Origin of the sequence: Rubrivivax gelatinosus (assembly GCF_016583785.1) — a bacterium.
GTDB lineage: Bacteria > Pseudomonadota > Gammaproteobacteria > Burkholderiales > Burkholderiaceae_C > Rubrivivax > Rubrivivax gelatinosus_B.
Genome location: NZ_NRRU01000038.1, coordinates 1 through 15169, shown reverse-complemented (window position 1 = coordinate 15169; position 15169 = coordinate 1). Strand labels below are relative to the sequence as shown.

The following is a 15169-nucleotide window of genomic DNA, read 5'->3' as shown; positions in this document are numbered from 1 at the left end:
TGCCGCACCGCACCATGCCTCCGTTCTTCCGCAAGCCCTACAAATCCGAAGTCACCCACTTCATCGAGAAGCTGAAGACCGACAAGCCGACGCTGGAAGACGAACAGCGCGCCGGCCGCGCCCTGCTCTGGGACAAGGCGATCGACCGCGACGCGCAGCAGTCCTGGCGCCAGGCGCGGGTGCCGCAGCAGCCTTACGTCTACCAGCCCAAGAGCCGCTGAAGCGCGCTTGGACGCCAGCACCCTGCCCGACGCGCTGCCCGCAGCGCCAGCGGCCGCCGACCCACCCGCGCAGGATGTCGTGGACCAGGTCGCCGTCGCCCGCCTGTACGGCGAGCCGCTGTTCCGGATGCCGCAGGACTTGTACATCCCGCCGGATGCGCTCGAGGTCTTCCTCGAAGCCTTCGAAGGGCCGCTGGACCTGCTGCTCTACCTGATCCGCAAGCAGAACTTCAACATCCTCGACATCCCGCTGGCCGACGTCACGCGCCAGTACCTGGACTACGTCGAGCAGCTGCGCCGGCGCAACCTCGAGCTCGCGAGCGAGTACCTGCTGATGGCGGCGATGCTCATCGAGATCAAGTCGCGCATGCTGCTGCCGCCCAAGCACAACCCGGACGGCGGCGAGCCCGAGGATCCGCGCGCCGAACTCGTGCGCCGGCTGATCGAATACGAGCAGATCAAGCTCGCCGCGGCGCGCCTGGACGCGCTGCCCCAGGCCGGGCGCGACTTCCTGCGCGCCCAGGTGCACGTCGAGCAGGCGCTGGAGCCGCGCTGGCCCGACGTCGAACCCGCCGACCTGCGCGCCGCCTGGGCCGACATCTTGAAGCGCGCCCGGCTGAACCAGCACCACACGATCTCGCGCGAGCAGCTCTCGGTGCGCGAGTTCATGACCGTCGTGCTGCGCCGGCTGCAGGGCCAGCGTTTCGTCGAGTTCCAGGACCTGTTCGACCTGACACGCGGCACGCCGGTGCTGGTCGTGACCTTCATCGCGATGCTGGAACTGGCGCGCGAGCGCCTGGTCGAGATCACCCAGGCCGAGGCCTTCGCCCCGATCTACGTGCGCCTGAGCTACACGCCGGCCTGAGCGGCCGCTGCCGGCCGGCTCAGCGCATGCCGAGCTTGAAGGCGATCATCGCGCGCAGCCGGTTCGGCAGCACCGGCTTGATCAGCAGGTGATAGCCGTGTTCGGCCGCGCCGCGTTCGTGGCCGTCGAAAGTGCCGGCGGTGACGACGATGGCCGGCAGCGCCGCGTCCGGCCAGCGCGCACGCGCCGCCTGCAGCGCCTGCAGCCCGCGGCGGCCCTGCGGCAGGCGGTCGTCGGTGATCAGCAGGTCCGGGCGTTCGGCCCGCGGCGAGGCCAGCCAGCCCTGCAGCGCGTCGAGGCTGTCGAAGTCGAGCACGCGTGCGCCCCAGGCCTGCAGCAGCACGACCAGGCCCTCGCGTACCGCGGCCTCGTCGTCGACGACCGCGACCAGCCGGCCGGCGAGCGCCAGTGCGGGCAGCGACAGCGCGGCGTCCGGGCCGGGCGCGGGTGGCGGCAGGCGCCCACGCGGCAGCAGCAGCGAGAACACGGTGCCGTGGCCGACACGCGAGCGCACCGTCAGCTCGGCGTGCATCAGCGCCGCCAGGCGCTGCACGATCGCCAGCCCCAGCCCCAGGCCCTTGCGGTGGTGCGGCTGCAGCGCCCGCGTGCTCCGGACCTGGAAGAACTCCTCGAAGATGTGCGGCAGGCTGACGTCGGCGATGCCGATGCCGCTGTCCCAGACCTGCAGCAGGAGCCGCCCGCCGTGCGGCCGGCAGCTGACGAGCACGCCGCCGTCGTCGGTGTAGCGGATCGCGTTGCTGACCAGGTTGCGCAGGATGCGCTCGACCAGCACCGGGTCGGCGTGGGCGACGTGGCGTTCGCCGCGGAAGGCCAGCGCCAGCCCCTTCTCGAAGGCCAGCGGCTCGAAGTGCAGGCGCAGGCGCGCGAACAGCTCGCGCATCGCCATCGCTTCGGGGCGCGGCTCGACGTCGCCGGAATCGATGCGGGTGATGTCCAGCAGTTCGCCGAACAGGCCTTCGAGCGCGTCGACCGACTCGTTGATGCTGTTGACCAGCGCCGCCACCTCGGGCTCGTGCACGCGCTGGCGCAGCGCCTCGGCGAACAGGCCCATCGCGTGCAAGGGCTGGCGCAGGTCGTGGCTGGCGGCGGCGAAGAACTGGGTCTTGGCCTGGCAGGCGGCCTCGGCGGCGCGGCGCGCGGCATCGGCCTCGGCCTTGCCGGCTCGCAGCTGGGCGGCAATCTCGTCGGTGTGGCGCTTGAGCAGCATCGCCTGGCCGAGCGCGTTGCCGTAGGTGCGCGACATCAGCACGCTGACGACGAACAGGCTGGCGACGACGGCCGCCAGCTGCAGCCGGCCGTCCAGACCGGCGTCGCTGGCGATGCGCAGCACCGTCGGTGCCAGCACCAGGCCGTTGTAGGCGAGGAAGAGCCGGGTCTGCGTCGCCAGCATCTGCACCGACGCGACGCACAAGCCGTAGAGCACCAGCACCAGCGAGGTCGTCTGGTAGCTGCCGCCCAGCCCCCAGAACAGCCAGGCGGCGGCGCCCCAGAGCGCGCCGTGCGCGAGCACGAGCGCCGTCCAGCTGCGCCGCCAGGCGCGCTGCAGCGCCTCGTCGGCGTCGCGCTGTCGGCGCCAGCGCAGGTAGTGCAGCAGCTGCAGCACCCACAGCAGCGAGACCACGGCCGCCCAGCCGAAGAGCCGGCGCTGCCCGGCCAGCCCGTGGAAGGACATCAGCACGACACCCAGACCGAAGGCGTAGCCGCCCAGCGTCGCCGGGGTCTGCAGGTACAGCGTGCGCATCCGGTCGGAGGCCGGGCGCGGCGGGCGCGGCGCGGCGGCTTCGGCCGCCTCGGCGGCGGCTACGCGCGCCAGTGGCGGCGCCGCGCTCACGGCTGCGGCGGCGTCTTCGGCGCGTAGCCGGCCTGGCGCTGCATCATCTGGCTGACGGCGAGCACGGCCTGCGTGCGCGTGCTGACGCCAAGCGCACGCAGCACCGCGGCGACGTGGTCCTTCACCGTCTCGACCGAGAGTTCGAGCTCGCGCGCGATCAGCTTGTTCGGCAGGCCCTTGAGCAGCAGCCCCAGCACCTCGCCCTGGCGCGGCGTCAGGCCCAGCCGCGCCATCGACGGCGGCTCCTGGTGCGGCTCGGGCCGGGCGCGTTCGCCCAGCGGCGCATCGGCCAGCAGGCGCAGCGCGCCGGGCACGGTATCGGGGGCGTCGGCCGCCGGGCGCGCTTCCAGCCCGAGCATGTTCGGCGGCACGTACAGGCCACCCGACATCACCATGCGCAGCGCCTCGCACAGCGCCTTGTTCGACGAACGTTTGGGCACGAAGCCCATCGCGCCGAGGTCGATCGCGCGGATGACGTCGCTGGCGCGCTCGGAGGCCGAGACCACGACCACCGGCAGTTCGGGATAGGTGGCGCGGAACTCGGCCAGCACCTCGAAGCCGTCGGCGTCGCCGAGCGCGAGGTCGAGCAGCACGAGGTCGTGTTCGGCGTCCAGGCGCAACGCCTCGCGCGCGGCCTCGGCGCTGGCGACACCGAGCACGGTGACGTCGTCACCCAGGCCGCGGATCACCGCCTGCAGGGCAGAGAGGATCAGCGGATGGTCGTCGACCAGCAGGACTTTCATGGTCCCTCCCCACGCCGTGGACACGACGAGGGCATTCTGGGCTCGCACCAGCGAACGCGGCGCACCCTCTGTTTGGGGGCATCGTCACGGCGGACGATTCGCCGCCGCCCGGCAACTCAGCGCGTGACCCACTCCAGCAGCGGCGCCCATTGGGCCAGGTCGCGCTCGACGCGGCCCGGGGTCACGTCCCACAGCGACAGCCCGCGCGCGGCGAGCTGGACGTAGTTCTGGGTGTCGCGCAGCGACGCCACCACCGGCACCGGCAGCGTCTGCAGGTAGTGCTGCAGCTGCTCCTGCGCCAGCGTGTGTTCGCGCACGCGCATCGCGACCAGGCCGAGCGTGAGCTCGGCGCCGCGGCGGTGCGCGCGCAGCGCCTGCACGAAGGCATGCGTGGCCTGGATGTCGAACAGGCTGGGCTGCAGCGGGATCAGCATGCGGTCGGCGATCTTCAGCACCGCGTCCAGGCGCTTGCCGTGCAGGCCGGCGGGGGTGTCGAGCACGACGTGCGTCGTGCCCTTGGGCGGGCGCACGATGTCGCCGGGCTCGACATCCCAGCCGCGGATCGTCGGCAGCGCCGCCGGCCGCTGCGCCAGCCACTGGCGCGAAGACTGCTGCCGGTCGACGTCGCCCAGCATCACGGCGGCGCCGTGCGCCGCCAGGCAGCCGGCGATGTTGGTCGCCAGCGTGCTCTTGCCGACGCCACCCTTGGGGTTGGCGATGACGATGACCGGCATCCGGTGCCCTCCTGCTGAAAACGGGGCCGATGGTAGCGGCCCCGTGCCGGCGCTCAGCGCAGTCCGTCCCAGAGCAGCTTGATGCCGGTGAGCAGCATGCCCAGCTCGAACAGCCGGTAGAAGGCCGCCGGCGACACGCGCTCGGCCAGCTTGAGCCCCAGCCAGACGCCCAGCGGCGCGAACGGCACCAGCACCGCCGAGGTCACGAGGTTGCGCACGTCGATCAGCCCGAGCCAGGCGTACGGGATCCACTTGGCCATGTTGACGACCGCGAACACCACCGCCAGCGTCGCCGTGAAGACGATGGGCCTCAGCTTGAGCGGCAGCACGTAGAAGCCCATCGGCGGCCCGCCGGCGTGGGCGACGAAGCTGGTGAAACCCGACAGCACGCCGTAGATGAAACCCAGCCAGCCCGGCGGCGGCGGCGCGTCGGCCTTGGCCGGGAAGAACTTGCGCAGCGCCAGGAAACCCAGCGTCAGCGCACCGACGACGCCCGAGACCGCGGCCGCCGACAGCCAGCCGAAAAGCAGCGCGCCGACGACGATGCCGACCAGGCTGGCCGGCACCAGCAGCCGCACCAGGCTGCGGTCGCACTGGCGCACCAGCGCCGCCAGGCCGAGCACGTCCATCACGACGAGCAGCGGCAGCATGATCGCCGCGGCCTGCGGCACCGGCACGGCCAGCGCCATCAGCGGCACGCCCAGGGCACCGAAGCCGGCGCCGAAACCACTCTTGGAGATGCCGACGAGCAGCACCGCCGGGATCGCCACGGCGTAGAACCAGGGGTCGGCGATCACCGAGCCCCCGGCCAGCGAGGCGAACATCAGACCAGGCGGCAGGCTTCGGCGAAGGCGAGCCGCGGCAGCCGCGGGTGGACCTTCGTCGGGTCACCGTGGCCCAGCGTGCAGATGAAGTTGGTTCGCACCGCGGTGCCGGCCCAGTATTCGGCGTCGGCGCGGGCGACGTCGAAGCCGCTCATCGGCCCGCAGTCCAGGCCGAGCGCACGCGCGGCGAGGATCAGGTAGGCGCCCTGCAGCGAGGAATTGCGCAGCGCGGTCTCGGCGATCAGCCAGTCCTTGCCGGCGAACCAGGCGCGCGCGTCGGCGTGCGGAAACAGCTGCGGCAGCTTGTCGTGGAACGCCAGGTCCATGCCGATGACGGCCGTCACCGGCGCTTGCAGCACCTTCTGCCGGTTGCCGGCGCTGACGATGTCGGCCAGGCGCGCCCGCGCCTCGGGCGTGCGCACGAAGACGAAACGCGCCGGGCAGCCGTTGGCGGCGGTCGGGCCCCACTTCAGCAGTTCGTAGAGCTGCTCGAGCGTGGTGTCGGGTACGGGTTCGTCGCGGTAGCCGTTCTGGGTGCGCGCGGCGCTGAAAAGCTGTTCTGTGGTGACGTTCATCGGAGTGTCTGAAGCCGGGTCATGGGTGCCCGGCGACAATGCGACGATGTTCCAACCGAACCAGGCCGACGTCAGGCGCTTCTTCTGCGGCGCTTATGCGAAATACCGAGAAGGCGCTCCGGTCGATCCGATGGAAGCGATCGCGACACGCTGGATCGCCGAGCACCCCGAGTATCACGCCGAACTGGCCGACCTGGAGGCGGCACTGGCGGCCGACTACCGCATCGACGCCGGCCGCACCAACCCCTTCCTGCACCTGTCCATGCACCTGTCGATCGAGGAGCAGTGCGGCATCGACCAGCCCACCGGCATCCGCCAGGCGGTGTCGCTGCTGGCCGCACGCCGCAACTCGCTGCACGACGCGCACCACGAGGTGATGGAGTGCCTGGGCGAGATGCTCTGGACCTCGCAGAGGAGCGGCCTGCCGCCCGACGGCCAGGCCTACATCGAGGCCGTGCGCCGCCGCGCGACGGCCTGAGGCAGCCGGCGTCGGCGCCGAGTCACTTCACCGTTATCCAGGCGTACTCGAGCCAGTTGTCGGCGCGGTGCACGATCTCGACGTTGCTGCGTGCCGCCCACGGGATCACCTGGCGGTGCAGCGGGATCAGGTGCACCTGCTGCGTGTATTCGCGCAGCGCGGCCTTGACGATCTGCTCGCGTTTGGCCGCGTCGGGCTCGGCGCTCGAAGCCTTGGCCAGTTCCTCGAACTTGTCGTCCTTCACCCGGCCGTAGTTGAAGGCGCCGACGCCCTTGTCGCCGGCGGCGCGCAGCACCGGGGTGATCGTGACCTCGGCGTCGGTGATCGCGCCGCCCCAGCCGAACAGGTACAGGCTGGTGTCGTACTTCTCCAGCTTCGGGAAGAAGACGACGCGCGGCATCGCGTTGACGCGCAGCTTGACGCCGATCTTGGCCCACATCTGCGCCAGCGCCAGGCAGATCTCCTCGTCGTTGACGTAGCGGTTGTTCGGGCAGTCGAGCGTGACTTCGAAACCGTTCGCGTAACCGGCCTCGGCCAGCAGCGCACGCGCCTTGGCCAGGTCGAAAGGCAGCCGGACCTCGAGCGCCGGGTCGTTGTAGGCGCCCAGCGGCGACGGCGTGATGCCGCCGGTGGGCAGGCTCTGGCCGTTCATCAGCTTGGTCTTGAGCGTCTCGATGTCGACCGCGTGGTAGAGCGCGCGGCGCACACGGACGTCCTTGAACGGGTTCTTGCCCTTGACGCTGCCGTAGACCAGCTCGTCGCGGAACTGGTCCATGCCGATGAACAGCACCCGGTTCTCGGGGCCGTCGAAGATCTTCACGCCGGCGGTGCCACGCAGCCGCGGCACGTCGCGCGGCGCCGGGTCGAGCACGAAGTCGATCTCGCCCGAGACCAGCGCGGCCAGCCGCGTGGCGTCGTTGGCGATCGGCGTGTAGACCACCTGCTGCACGTTGCCTTCGAACCTGCCCCACCAGTTCGGGTTGCGCTTGTAGACGGTCTTGATGCCCGGCGCCCGGCTCACCAGCATGTAGGGGCCGGTGCCGTTGGCGTTGAAGGAGGCGTAGCTCTCTTCCTTGTTCTTGTAGTCCAGCGGCCGCGTGACCTTGTTCTTCTCGGACCACGACTTGCTCATGATCCACAGCGGCGCGGCGATGTGCTGCAGGAAGATCGGGTTCACCTGCTGCAGCCGGAACTCCACCGTCAGCGGGTCGATCGCCACCGCGCTGCCCACCGCGTTGGCGTAGACGCTGATCTGCGAGGTCGGCTCCTTGGCACGGTTCATCGAGAACACGACGTCGTCGGCGCTGAACGGCGAGCCGTCGTGGAACTTCACGTTCGGCCGCAGCTTGAAGCGCCAGGTCAGCGGCCCGGTCTGCTTCCATTCGGTGGCCAGTGCCGGCACCAGGCCGAGCTTGCGGTCGCGGCCGACCAGGCCTTCGTAGACCTGGCCGTTCATCGCGTTGGTCAGCAGCTCGTTCTGCGAATGCGGGTCCAGCGTCTGCGGGTCGCCCTGGCTGGCCCAGCGCAGCGTCTGCGCGTCGGCGCTGCCGGCGCTGCCGGCGGCGAACGCGGCGGCCAGCAGGGCGCACGTGATCCACGATCTCATCGTCTCTCCCGGAGTTTGGGTGGCGGCAAAACGGGGGCCGCGCCGGCACGGCGCGGCGAGCGGCGCTTCAGGCCGGCGCGAAGCCTTCTTCGGCGAGCGCCGCGGCGAAACGCGCGGCCGGCTCGCTGGACTCGATGTGCAGCGCGTGCGTCGGCAGGTCGATGGTGACGGCGGCGGCGGGGTCGACCGCGTGCACCGTCTCGGTGACGGTCTTCACGCAGTGGCCGCAGGTCATCGTCGGCAGGGTCAGTTCGATCATGGCGTCAGCCTCCTGGTCGCTAGAGCGCCAAGGGTAACGCGTGTGCCGCCGGCAGCGGCCGAGCGGGCGGATCAGCGCCGCTGGCCGCGCAGTTCCGCCGGCAGCCAGAGGTCGTCCAGCGGCCGGCCGGCCCAGTGCTCGCGCGCCTCGCGCGCGACGATGCGGTCGGTGATGCCGGGCAGCGCCAGGTCCAGCCGCTGCGGCACGATGGGCATCGAGGCCCGGCTCGAATAGAACAGGCTGACCGCCGGCGCCGCCGGTTTGCCCGGCGTCTGCTCGACGACGATGCCGATGCGCCCCGACTCCATGCGCACCAGCGAGCCGGTCGGGTAGATGCCGACGCTGCGCACGAAGGCGGCGAGGATGGTCTCGTCGAACTGCCCTTTCCACGAGGCCATGCGCGCGATCGACTCGGCCGGGTCCCAGCCCGCCTTGTACGGCCGGTTCGAGGTGATCGCGTCGTAGACGTCGCAGACCGCGCCCATGCGTGCCGGCCGCGTCAGCGCACCGCCGCAGAGCCGGTGCGGGTAGCCCTTGCCGTCGAAGCGCTCGTGATGGTGCAGGCAGACCTCGAGCGCGTCGTCGCAGGCGCCGCGGGCTTCCTGCAGCAGCGCGTGGCCCCGTTCGGGGTGCGAGCGCATCACGTCGAACTCGTCGTCGGTCAGCTTGCCGGGTTTGTTCAGCACCTCGGGTGGCATCAGCGCCTTGCCGATGTCGTGCAGCAGGCCGGCCAGACCCAGGCGCCGGCATTCGGCGTCGTCGGCGCCGAGCTGGCGCCCGAGTGCGACCATCAGCGCGCACACCGCCACCGAATGCATGTAGGTGTAGTCGTCGTGCGTCTTGAGCCGCGCCAGGCTGACCAGCGCGCCCGGGTTGCGGAACACCGACTCGGTGACCTGCTCGACCAGCGGCATGCAGGCCTCGCCGTCGATCGCGCGCCCCAGGCGGGCGTCGCTGAACATCGAAACCACCGCTTCGCGGCCGCGTTTGCACACTTCGGCGGCGGCCTGCAGTTCCTCGGCCATCGAGGTCGTCGCCGGACGCGGCGCCGGCGCCTTGGCAGCGGCCGGCGCTGCCGGTGCGGCGGGAGCCGCCGGCAGCAGCGGCCGCGGCGCGGGCGCGGGCGCGGGGCCGGCGACGTCCAGGCCGAGCGAGGTGTCGATCCAGCACTCGCGCACGCCGCTGGCCAGCACCTCGGCGAGGGTTTTGCCGTCCTCGATGACGAAACGGGTGCGCCAGAACGGATGGTCGATCCAGGAGCCTTCGAAGGCATGCAGGTGCATGCCCAGGCGCAGGTCGTCTACGGATATCTTTTTCAGCATGGACGTAGCCGCAGCGTTCGCTCCGGTGCCTGACGGGTGGCACGCCGTCGCCGCGAACACGGCACGCCATGATGCGTCACGTCTGCGCCTTCGATCTCAGGAGAAGGCCGGCAAAAATGCGCAGATCAGCGGAATCGCGACTCGGGCACCGTGCGCACGTCGCCCGGCAGCGACGCCAGGTAGTCGGCGAGCAGCTTCAGCTCGGCGCTGCTGAAGGGCTTGACCTGGGCGCCCATGATCGGATTCGCACGCCCGATCTGCGGGTGGTTCTCGGTGCCGTAGGCGCGCAGCGCGGCGTGCAGATAGTCGGCGTACTGGCCGGCGAGCTTGGGATAGGCCGGCACGAGCGGATGGTTGAAGTCGGCCCCGTGGCAGGAAGAGCAGGCGCCGCGCTGCAGCAGCGGCGCGACCGCGGCCGGCGGCGCCGCCGGCGCGGCGGTCGCGGCCACGGGCTTCAGCGCGCCGCGCCCGAGCTGGGCGTAGAACGCCGCCAGGTCGGCGATGTCGCGCTCGCCCAGAGAGGCCGCGATCGCACGCATCGTCGGGTGTTTGCGTTCGCCCTTGCGATAGGCCGTCAGCGCCGCGGCCAGGTAGTCGGGGTTCTGGCCGGCGATCTTCGGCACCTTGTGCACGAGCGGGAAACTCGCCTGGTAGCCGGGGATGTTGTGGCAGCCGAGGCACATCGCGGCCTTGCCCTGGCCGGCGGCGGCGTCCTGCGCGCGCAGGGCCGGGCTGGTGCCGGCCAGCGCCAGCAGCACGATCGCTGTCTTGAGCATAGTCAAGCCGCCTGATGTGATGGCGCAGTATAGGGGCCGCTTATACTGGCTCGGCCCCCTCTATTCCCTCGGTGTCACGATGAAATTCCAGGGTTCGGACCAGTACGTCGCGACGCAGGATCTGATGCTGGCCGTCAACGCCGCCGTGACGCTGCAGCGCCCGCTGCTGATCAAGGGCGAGCCCGGCACCGGCAAGACGATGCTGGCCGAGGAAGTGGCACGCGCGCTCGGCCTGCCGCTGCTGCAGTGGCACATCAAGAGCACGACCAAGGCGCAGCAGGGGCTGTACGAGTACGACGCGGTGAGCCGGCTGCGCGACAGCCAGCTCGCCGGCGCCGCCGAGTCCGAGCGTGTGCGCGACATCCGCAACTACATCGTGCGCGGCGTGCTCTGGCAGGCCTTCACCGCCGAGACCCCGGTGGCGCTGCTGATCGACGAGATCGACAAGGCCGACATCGAATTCCCGAACGACCTGCTGCGCGAACTCGACCGCATGGAGTTCCACGTCTACGAGACGCGCGAGCTGGTCCAGGCGCGGCACCGGCCGCTGGTCTTCATCACCTCGAACAACGAGAAGGAGCTGCCCGACGCCTTCCTGCGCCGCTGCTTCTTCCACTACATCAAGTTCCCCGACGCCGAGACCATGGCGCGCATCGTCGCGGTGCACTTCCCCCATCTCAAGCGCGAGCTGCTGGCCGCGGCGCTGAAGACCTTCTACGACGTGCGCAACCTGCCCGGGCTGAAGAAGAAGCCGTCGACGAGCGAGCTGCTGGACTGGTTGAAGCTGATCGTCGCCGAGGACATCCCGACCGAGGCGCTGCACAGCCGCGACGACAAGGTGGCGGTGCCGCCGCTGGTCGGCGCGCTGCTGAAGAACGAACAGGACCTGTCCCTGTTCGAGAAGCTGGTCTTCATGCAGCGCCACAACCGCTGAACCGCCGCCCCGCAAGGATGAGCTGGCCCGAACCCGTCACGCTGCGCGGCACCCACGCCGCCCTGCTCCCGCTGGCCGCCGACCACGCCCCCGCACTCGCCGAGGCGGTGCGCGACGGCGAGCTGTGGAAGCTCTGGTACACCGCCGTGCCGGCGCCCGAGCGCATGGCCGCCGAGATCGAGCGCCGGCTGGCGCTGCAGCAGCGCGGCAGCATGCTGCCCTTCACCGTCTTCGACGCCGAGGGCCGTGCGGTCGGCATGACGAGCTACATGAACATCGACGCCGGCAACCGCCGCGTCGAAATCGGCAGCACCTGGACCGCACGTTCAGCCCAGCGCACCGGCCTGAACACCGAGTGCAAGCAGCTGCTGCTGGCGCACGCCTTCGAACAGCTGGCCTGCATCGCGGTCGAGTTCCGCACGCACCGCCTGAACAGCCAGAGCCGGCGTGCGATCGAGCGCCTGGGCGCCCAGCTTGACGGCATCCTGCGCGCCCACCAGCGCCTGGCCGACGGGTCGCTGCGCGACACCGCCGTCTACAGCATCACGGCGGCCGAATGGCCGACGATCCGCTCCCACCTCGAATGGCAACTGCAACGACCGCGATGAAGAACAAGCCGCTCACCGTCGACGAACTCTGGCAGCTCGAACGCATCGGCAACCCCAGCCTGGCGCCCGACGGCGCCCAGGCGGTGGCGGCCGTCAGCCGCTACTCGATGGCGGACAACAAGTCCCAGAGTGCGCTCTGGCTGTTCTCGACGCTGGGCGGCGACGCCCGGGCGCTGACCGCCTGCGGCGACAAGGACGGCCAGCCGCGCTGGAGCCCACGCGGCGACCGCATCGCCTTCATCGCCAAGCGCGAGCAGCAGGGCGCCAAGGACGAGGTGCCGCAGCTCTACCTGATCGCGCCCGACGGCGGCGAGGCGCAGCGCGCCGCCACCGTCGCCACCGGCGTCGAGGCCTTCCGCTGGTGCCCCGACGGCAAGCGCCTGCTCTTCGTCTCCTGGGTCTGGCCGGGCCTGAAGGGCGACAAGGCGCAGGCCAAACGCGCCCAGGAGTTCAAGGAGCGCAAGGAGACCGGCTACGCCACCAGCGAAGCCCAGTACCGCTTCTGGGACCACCAGCTGCCGCTGGAACGTGTGCCGCACCTGCACCTGCTCGAGCTCGGCCGCGACGGCAGCGCCGGCCGCGTGCGCGACCTGTTCGAGGGCACGCCCTACGAGATCCGCCGCGCCGACCCCGACGCCGACTGTTTCGACGTCTCGCCCGACGGCAAGCGCGTCGTCTTCACCTTCGACCCGGCACCCGAGAAGCGCATCGACAACCGCTTCGCGCTCGCCGAGATGGACATCAAGTCCGGCCGCGTCAGCGTCATCGCCCGCGACGCCGACTGGGACTTCTCGGCGCCGCGCTACAGCCCCGACGGCGAACGCGTCGCCTTCATCGCCAGCCACCAGGGCCGCAAGCACACGATGCCCGGCCACGTCGCCGTCTGGTACCGCGACGAGGAACGCTGGGAAGTGCTGTCCGACGCCTGGGACCACGACGTGCAGGCGCCGCTGGCCTGGGAGGACGACGGCCTGGCGCTGCTGCTGCGCGCCGAACAGCGCGGCCGCCAGCACCTGTGGCGCTTCGACCTGCCCGACCGGCGTGCCGAGGTCGTCGTCGCCGGCGGCACGGTGCAGGCCTTCGACAAGGCCGCCGGCACGCTGGTGACGCTGGCCGACGCCGCCGACCACCCGGGGCGGCTGCACGCCCACCTGCCGGGCGACGCGCCGCAGCGCATCGAAGGCCTCAACGACACGCTGCTGGCGCGCCACGCCTTCGGCCGGGTCGAGGAGGTCTGGCTCAAGGGCGCGGCCACGGCTGAAGGCGTGGAGCCCGACGACGTGCAGATGTGGCTGGTCTACCCGCCGGACTTCGACCCGAAGAAGAAGTACCCGCTGCTGCACCTGATCCACGGCGGCCCGCACACCGCTTTCGGCGACGGCTGGCACTACCGCTGGAACACCCAGGTCTTCGCCGCCCAGGGTTACGTCGTCGCCTGCGTCAACTACCACGGCTCTTCGGGCTTCGGCTACGCCTTCCTGGACAGCATCACGCACCGCTGGGGCCAGCTCGAGACCGTCGACGTCGAGGCCGCGACCGACTGGCTGCTGAAGAAACCCTGGGCCGACAAGCGCCGCGTCTTCGCCTCGGGCGGCAGCTACGGCGGCTTCATGGTCGCGTGGATGAACGGCCACGTGCCGGCCGGGCGCTACGCGGCCTACATCTGCCACGCCGGCTGCTTCGACTGGACCGGCATGTTCGCCGACGACGCCTACACCTGGCACGCCAAGGAGCTGGGCGCCTGGTACTGGGACGACATGGCGCGGATTCACTCGCAGAGCCCGCACGCCGCCGCCGACGCGATGACGACACCGACGCTGGTGGTGCACGGCGCGCTCGACTACCGCGTGCCCGACGCCCAGGGCCTGGCCTACTACAACACGCTGAAGGCGCGTGGCATCGACTCGCGGCTGCTGTGGTTCCCGGACGAGAACCACTGGGTGCTCAAGCCGCGCAACTCCAAGCAGTGGTACGGCGAGTTCTTCGGCTGGCTCTCGCGCCACGACCCGGGCCCGGCCAAGGCGCGCAAGCGCTGACGCGCGCGACAATCGGCGCGGCGCCGCAAGCCCGGCGCGGCGCCGGCGAAAGGCCCAGGCGATGCTGATCGACTTCTTCTACACGCTGCGTGCGGCCAAGCTGCCGGTTTCGGTCAAGGAGTTCCTGACGCTGCTGGAGGCGCTCGAAGCCGGCGTCATCGACAGCTCGGTCGACGACTTCTACTACCTGGCCCGCACCACGCTGGTGAAGGACGAGGCGCATTACGACAAGTTCGACCGCGCCTTCGGCGCCTACTTCAAGGGCGTGGAGCTGCTCACCGACTTCACGCGCGAGGTGCCGCTGGACTGGCTGCGCAAGGCTTTCGAGCTCGAACTCTCGCCCGAGGACAAGGCGGCGATCGAGAAGATGGGCTGGGACGAGCTGATGGAAACGCTGAAGAAGCGTTTCGAGGAGCAGAACGAGCGCCACGAAGGCGGCAGCAAGTGGATCGGCACCGGCGGCACGAGCCCGTTCGGCGCCTGGGGCGTTAACCCGCAGGGCGTGCGCATCGGCCAGGACAAGGGGCGCAACCGCAGCGCGGTGAAGGTCTGGGACCAGCGCGCGTTCAAGGACTACGACGACACGCGCGAGCTCGGCACGCGCAACATCAAGGTCGCGCTGCGCCGGCTGCGGCGCTTCGCGCGCGAAGGCGCCGCCGAGGAGCTGGACCTGGACGACACCATCCACAGCACCGCCGCCAATGCCGGGCTGCTGGACATCCGCATGGTCCCCGAGCGCCACAACCGCGTGAAGGTGCTGCTGCTGATGGATGTCGGCGGAACCATGGACGAACACGTTCATCGGGTGGAGGAGCTGTTCAGCGCCGCCAAGAGCGAGTTCAAGCACCTCGAGTTCCACTACTTCCACAACTGCGTCTACGACTTCGTCTGGAAGGACAACCGCCGCCGCTACGCCGAGAAGACCGCCACCTGGGACCTGATCCGCAAGTACAACAAGGACTGGAAGCTGGTCTTCGTCGGCGACGCGACGATGAGCCCGTACGAGATCCTGCAGCCCGGCGGCAGCGTCGAATACAACAACGAGGAGCCCGGCGCCGAATGGCTGAAGCGGCTCACCGACGCGTTCCCCCGGTTCGCGTGGATCAACCCCGAACCCCAAGGCGTCTGGCCCTACCGTCAGAGCATTTCCATCGTGCAGCAGTTGATGAACCAGCGGATGTTCCCGCTCACCCTCTCCGGTCTCGAAGGCGCGATGCGGCTGCTGAGCAAATGAAGCGTGTGCTGACGGGCCTGGCCGTGGCGCTGGCCGCGGGGGCCGCCCTGGCCGCCGGCACGCCGGACGCGGCCCCTGCCGCCGAAGCCGCGGCCGGCGTGC

Annotated in this window: 16 protein-coding genes; 7 read left to right on the top strand and 9 right to left on the bottom strand. The window is 70.6% G+C overall.

Annotated features, from left to right (window positions below; translation table 11 throughout):
- Nucleotides 1-14 precede the first annotated feature (14 nt).
- Together CKO43_RS11770 and CKO43_RS11765 are read left to right on the top strand one after the other, a co-directional pair.
- On the top strand, nt 15-221 hold the full coding sequence (locus tag CKO43_RS11770; protein ID WP_200229155.1) for a DUF3460 family protein: 207 nt from the start codon (nt 15-17) through the stop codon (nt 219-221).
- Between the two features lie 7 nt (nt 222-228).
- Nucleotides 229-1086, top strand: a complete 858-nt coding sequence (locus CKO43_RS11765; RefSeq protein WP_200378748.1) for a segregation and condensation protein A — start codon at nt 229-231, stop codon at nt 1084-1086.
- Between the two features lie 19 nt (nt 1087-1105).
- Here the strand turns inward: CKO43_RS11765 and CKO43_RS11760 are convergent, their stop codons facing one another.
- From CKO43_RS11760 to CKO43_RS11740, 5 genes are all read right to left on the bottom strand, one after another.
- Nucleotides 1106-2938 carry an ATP-binding protein gene (locus CKO43_RS11760; RefSeq protein ID WP_346014443.1) on the bottom strand — a complete coding sequence of 611 codons (1833 nt, stop codon included), beginning with the start codon at nt 2936-2938 and terminating at the stop codon, nt 1106-1108.
- Nucleotides 2935-3681, bottom strand: coding sequence for a response regulator (locus CKO43_RS11755; RefSeq protein ID WP_200229159.1), 747 nt, complete (start codon nt 3679-3681; stop codon nt 2935-2937). The genes CKO43_RS11760 and CKO43_RS11755 overlap by 4 nt, the downstream gene beginning before the upstream one ends.
- Before the next feature lie 116 nt (nt 3682-3797).
- Nucleotides 3798-4415, bottom strand: a complete 618-nt coding sequence (locus CKO43_RS11750; RefSeq protein ID WP_200229161.1) for a ParA family protein — start codon at nt 4413-4415, stop codon at nt 3798-3800.
- A gap of 53 nt (nt 4416-4468) precedes the next feature.
- The gene (locus CKO43_RS11745; protein WP_200378747.1) at nt 4469-5239 is read right to left on the bottom strand and encodes a sulfite exporter TauE/SafE family protein; all 771 of its coding nucleotides are present in this window, start codon (nt 5237-5239) and stop codon (nt 4469-4471) included.
- Nucleotides 5239-5814 carry a malonic semialdehyde reductase gene (locus tag CKO43_RS11740; RefSeq protein ID WP_200378746.1) on the bottom strand — a complete coding sequence of 192 codons (576 nt, stop codon included), beginning with the start codon at nt 5812-5814 and terminating at the stop codon, nt 5239-5241. Before CKO43_RS11740 ends, CKO43_RS11745 begins: the two co-directional genes overlap by 1 nt.
- Before the next feature lie 46 nt (nt 5815-5860).
- On the opposite strand from CKO43_RS11740, the gene CKO43_RS11735 reads away from it, so the two are divergent.
- Complete coding sequence (locus CKO43_RS11735; RefSeq protein WP_200229167.1) at nt 5861-6292, top strand: DUF1841 family protein; 432 nt, start codon at nt 5861-5863, stop codon at nt 6290-6292.
- 22 nt (nt 6293-6314) lie between these two features.
- Here the strand turns inward: CKO43_RS11735 and CKO43_RS11730 are convergent, their stop codons facing one another.
- The 4 genes from CKO43_RS11730 to CKO43_RS11715 form a co-directional block, all read right to left on the bottom strand.
- Entirely contained in the window at nt 6315-7898 is a 1584-nt protein-coding gene (locus CKO43_RS11730) for an ABC transporter substrate-binding protein (RefSeq protein WP_200378745.1), read from the bottom strand.
- Between the two features lie 67 nt (nt 7899-7965).
- The gene (locus tag CKO43_RS11725) at nt 7966-8157 is read right to left on the bottom strand and encodes a heavy-metal-associated domain-containing protein (RefSeq protein ID WP_200229170.1); all 192 of its coding nucleotides are present in this window, start codon (nt 8155-8157) and stop codon (nt 7966-7968) included.
- Between the two features lie 71 nt (nt 8158-8228).
- Nucleotides 8229-9479 carry an HD-GYP domain-containing protein gene (locus tag CKO43_RS11720; RefSeq protein WP_200378744.1) on the bottom strand — a complete coding sequence of 417 codons (1251 nt, stop codon included), beginning with the start codon at nt 9477-9479 and terminating at the stop codon, nt 8229-8231.
- A 125-nt stretch (nt 9480-9604) separates the two neighbouring features.
- A complete protein-coding gene (locus CKO43_RS11715; protein WP_200232263.1) occupies nt 9605-10255 on the bottom strand; it encodes a c-type cytochrome in 651 nt (216 codons plus the stop codon).
- A 79-nt stretch (nt 10256-10334) separates the two neighbouring features.
- Between CKO43_RS11715 and CKO43_RS11710 the strand changes: the two genes are divergently transcribed.
- The 4 genes from CKO43_RS11710 (at nt 10335) to CKO43_RS11695 (ending at nt 15067) form a co-directional block, all read left to right on the top strand.
- Nucleotides 10335-11189 (top strand): AAA family ATPase, encoded by an 855-nt coding sequence (locus CKO43_RS11710; RefSeq protein WP_200232262.1) that lies wholly within the window; start codon nt 10335-10337, stop codon nt 11187-11189.
- Nucleotides 11190-11206: 17 nt separating this feature from the next.
- Nucleotides 11207-11797 (top strand): GNAT family N-acetyltransferase, encoded by a 591-nt coding sequence (locus tag CKO43_RS11705; RefSeq protein ID WP_200378743.1) that lies wholly within the window; start codon nt 11207-11209, stop codon nt 11795-11797.
- Complete coding sequence (locus CKO43_RS11700) at nt 11794-13833, top strand: S9 family peptidase (RefSeq protein ID WP_200378742.1); 2040 nt, start codon at nt 11794-11796, stop codon at nt 13831-13833. Before CKO43_RS11705 ends, CKO43_RS11700 begins: the two co-directional genes overlap by 4 nt.
- 61 nt (nt 13834-13894) lie before the next feature.
- Nucleotides 13895-15067, top strand: coding sequence for a vWA domain-containing protein (locus tag CKO43_RS11695; RefSeq protein WP_200378741.1), 1173 nt, complete (start codon nt 13895-13897; stop codon nt 15065-15067).
- Nucleotides 15068-15169 lie beyond the last annotated feature (102 nt).

Bases quoted from the DNA above. Each gene is read 5' to 3' on its own strand.
- CKO43_RS11705 (WP_200378743.1), top strand. From the start codon at position 11,207: ATGAGCTGGCCCGAACCCGTCACGCTGCGCGGCACCCACGCCGCCCTG.
- CKO43_RS11715 (WP_200232263.1), bottom strand. From the start codon at position 10,255: ATGCTCAAGACAGCGATCGTGCTGCTGGCGCTGGCCGGCACCAGCCCG.
- CKO43_RS11750 (WP_200229161.1), bottom strand. From the start codon at position 4,415: ATGCCGGTCATCGTCATCGCCAACCCCAAGGGTGGCGTCGGCAAGAGC.
- CKO43_RS11735 (WP_200229167.1), top strand. From the start codon at position 5,861: ATGTTCCAACCGAACCAGGCCGACGTCAGGCGCTTCTTCTGCGGCGCT.
- CKO43_RS11720 (WP_200378744.1), bottom strand. From the start codon at position 9,479: ATGCTGAAAAAGATATCCGTAGACGACCTGCGCCTGGGCATGCACCTG.
- CKO43_RS11740 (WP_200378746.1), bottom strand. From the start codon at position 5,814: ATGAACGTCACCACAGAACAGCTTTTCAGCGCCGCGCGCACCCAGAAC.
- CKO43_RS11725 (WP_200229170.1), bottom strand. From the start codon at position 8,157: ATGATCGAACTGACCCTGCCGACGATGACCTGCGGCCACTGCGTGAAG.
- CKO43_RS11770 (WP_200229155.1), top strand. From the start codon at position 15: ATGCCTCCGTTCTTCCGCAAGCCCTACAAATCCGAAGTCACCCACTTC.
- CKO43_RS11730 (WP_200378745.1), bottom strand. From the start codon at position 7,898: ATGAGATCGTGGATCACGTGCGCCCTGCTGGCCGCCGCGTTCGCCGCC.
- CKO43_RS11695 (WP_200378741.1), top strand. From the start codon at position 13,895: ATGCTGATCGACTTCTTCTACACGCTGCGTGCGGCCAAGCTGCCGGTT.
- CKO43_RS11755 (WP_200229159.1), bottom strand. From the start codon at position 3,681: ATGAAAGTCCTGCTGGTCGACGACCATCCGCTGATCCTCTCTGCCCTG.
- CKO43_RS11710 (WP_200232262.1), top strand. From the start codon at position 10,335: ATGAAATTCCAGGGTTCGGACCAGTACGTCGCGACGCAGGATCTGATG.
- CKO43_RS11700 (WP_200378742.1), top strand. From the start codon at position 11,794: ATGAAGAACAAGCCGCTCACCGTCGACGAACTCTGGCAGCTCGAACGC.
- CKO43_RS11745 (WP_200378747.1), bottom strand. From the start codon at position 5,239: ATGTTCGCCTCGCTGGCCGGGGGCTCGGTGATCGCCGACCCCTGGTTC.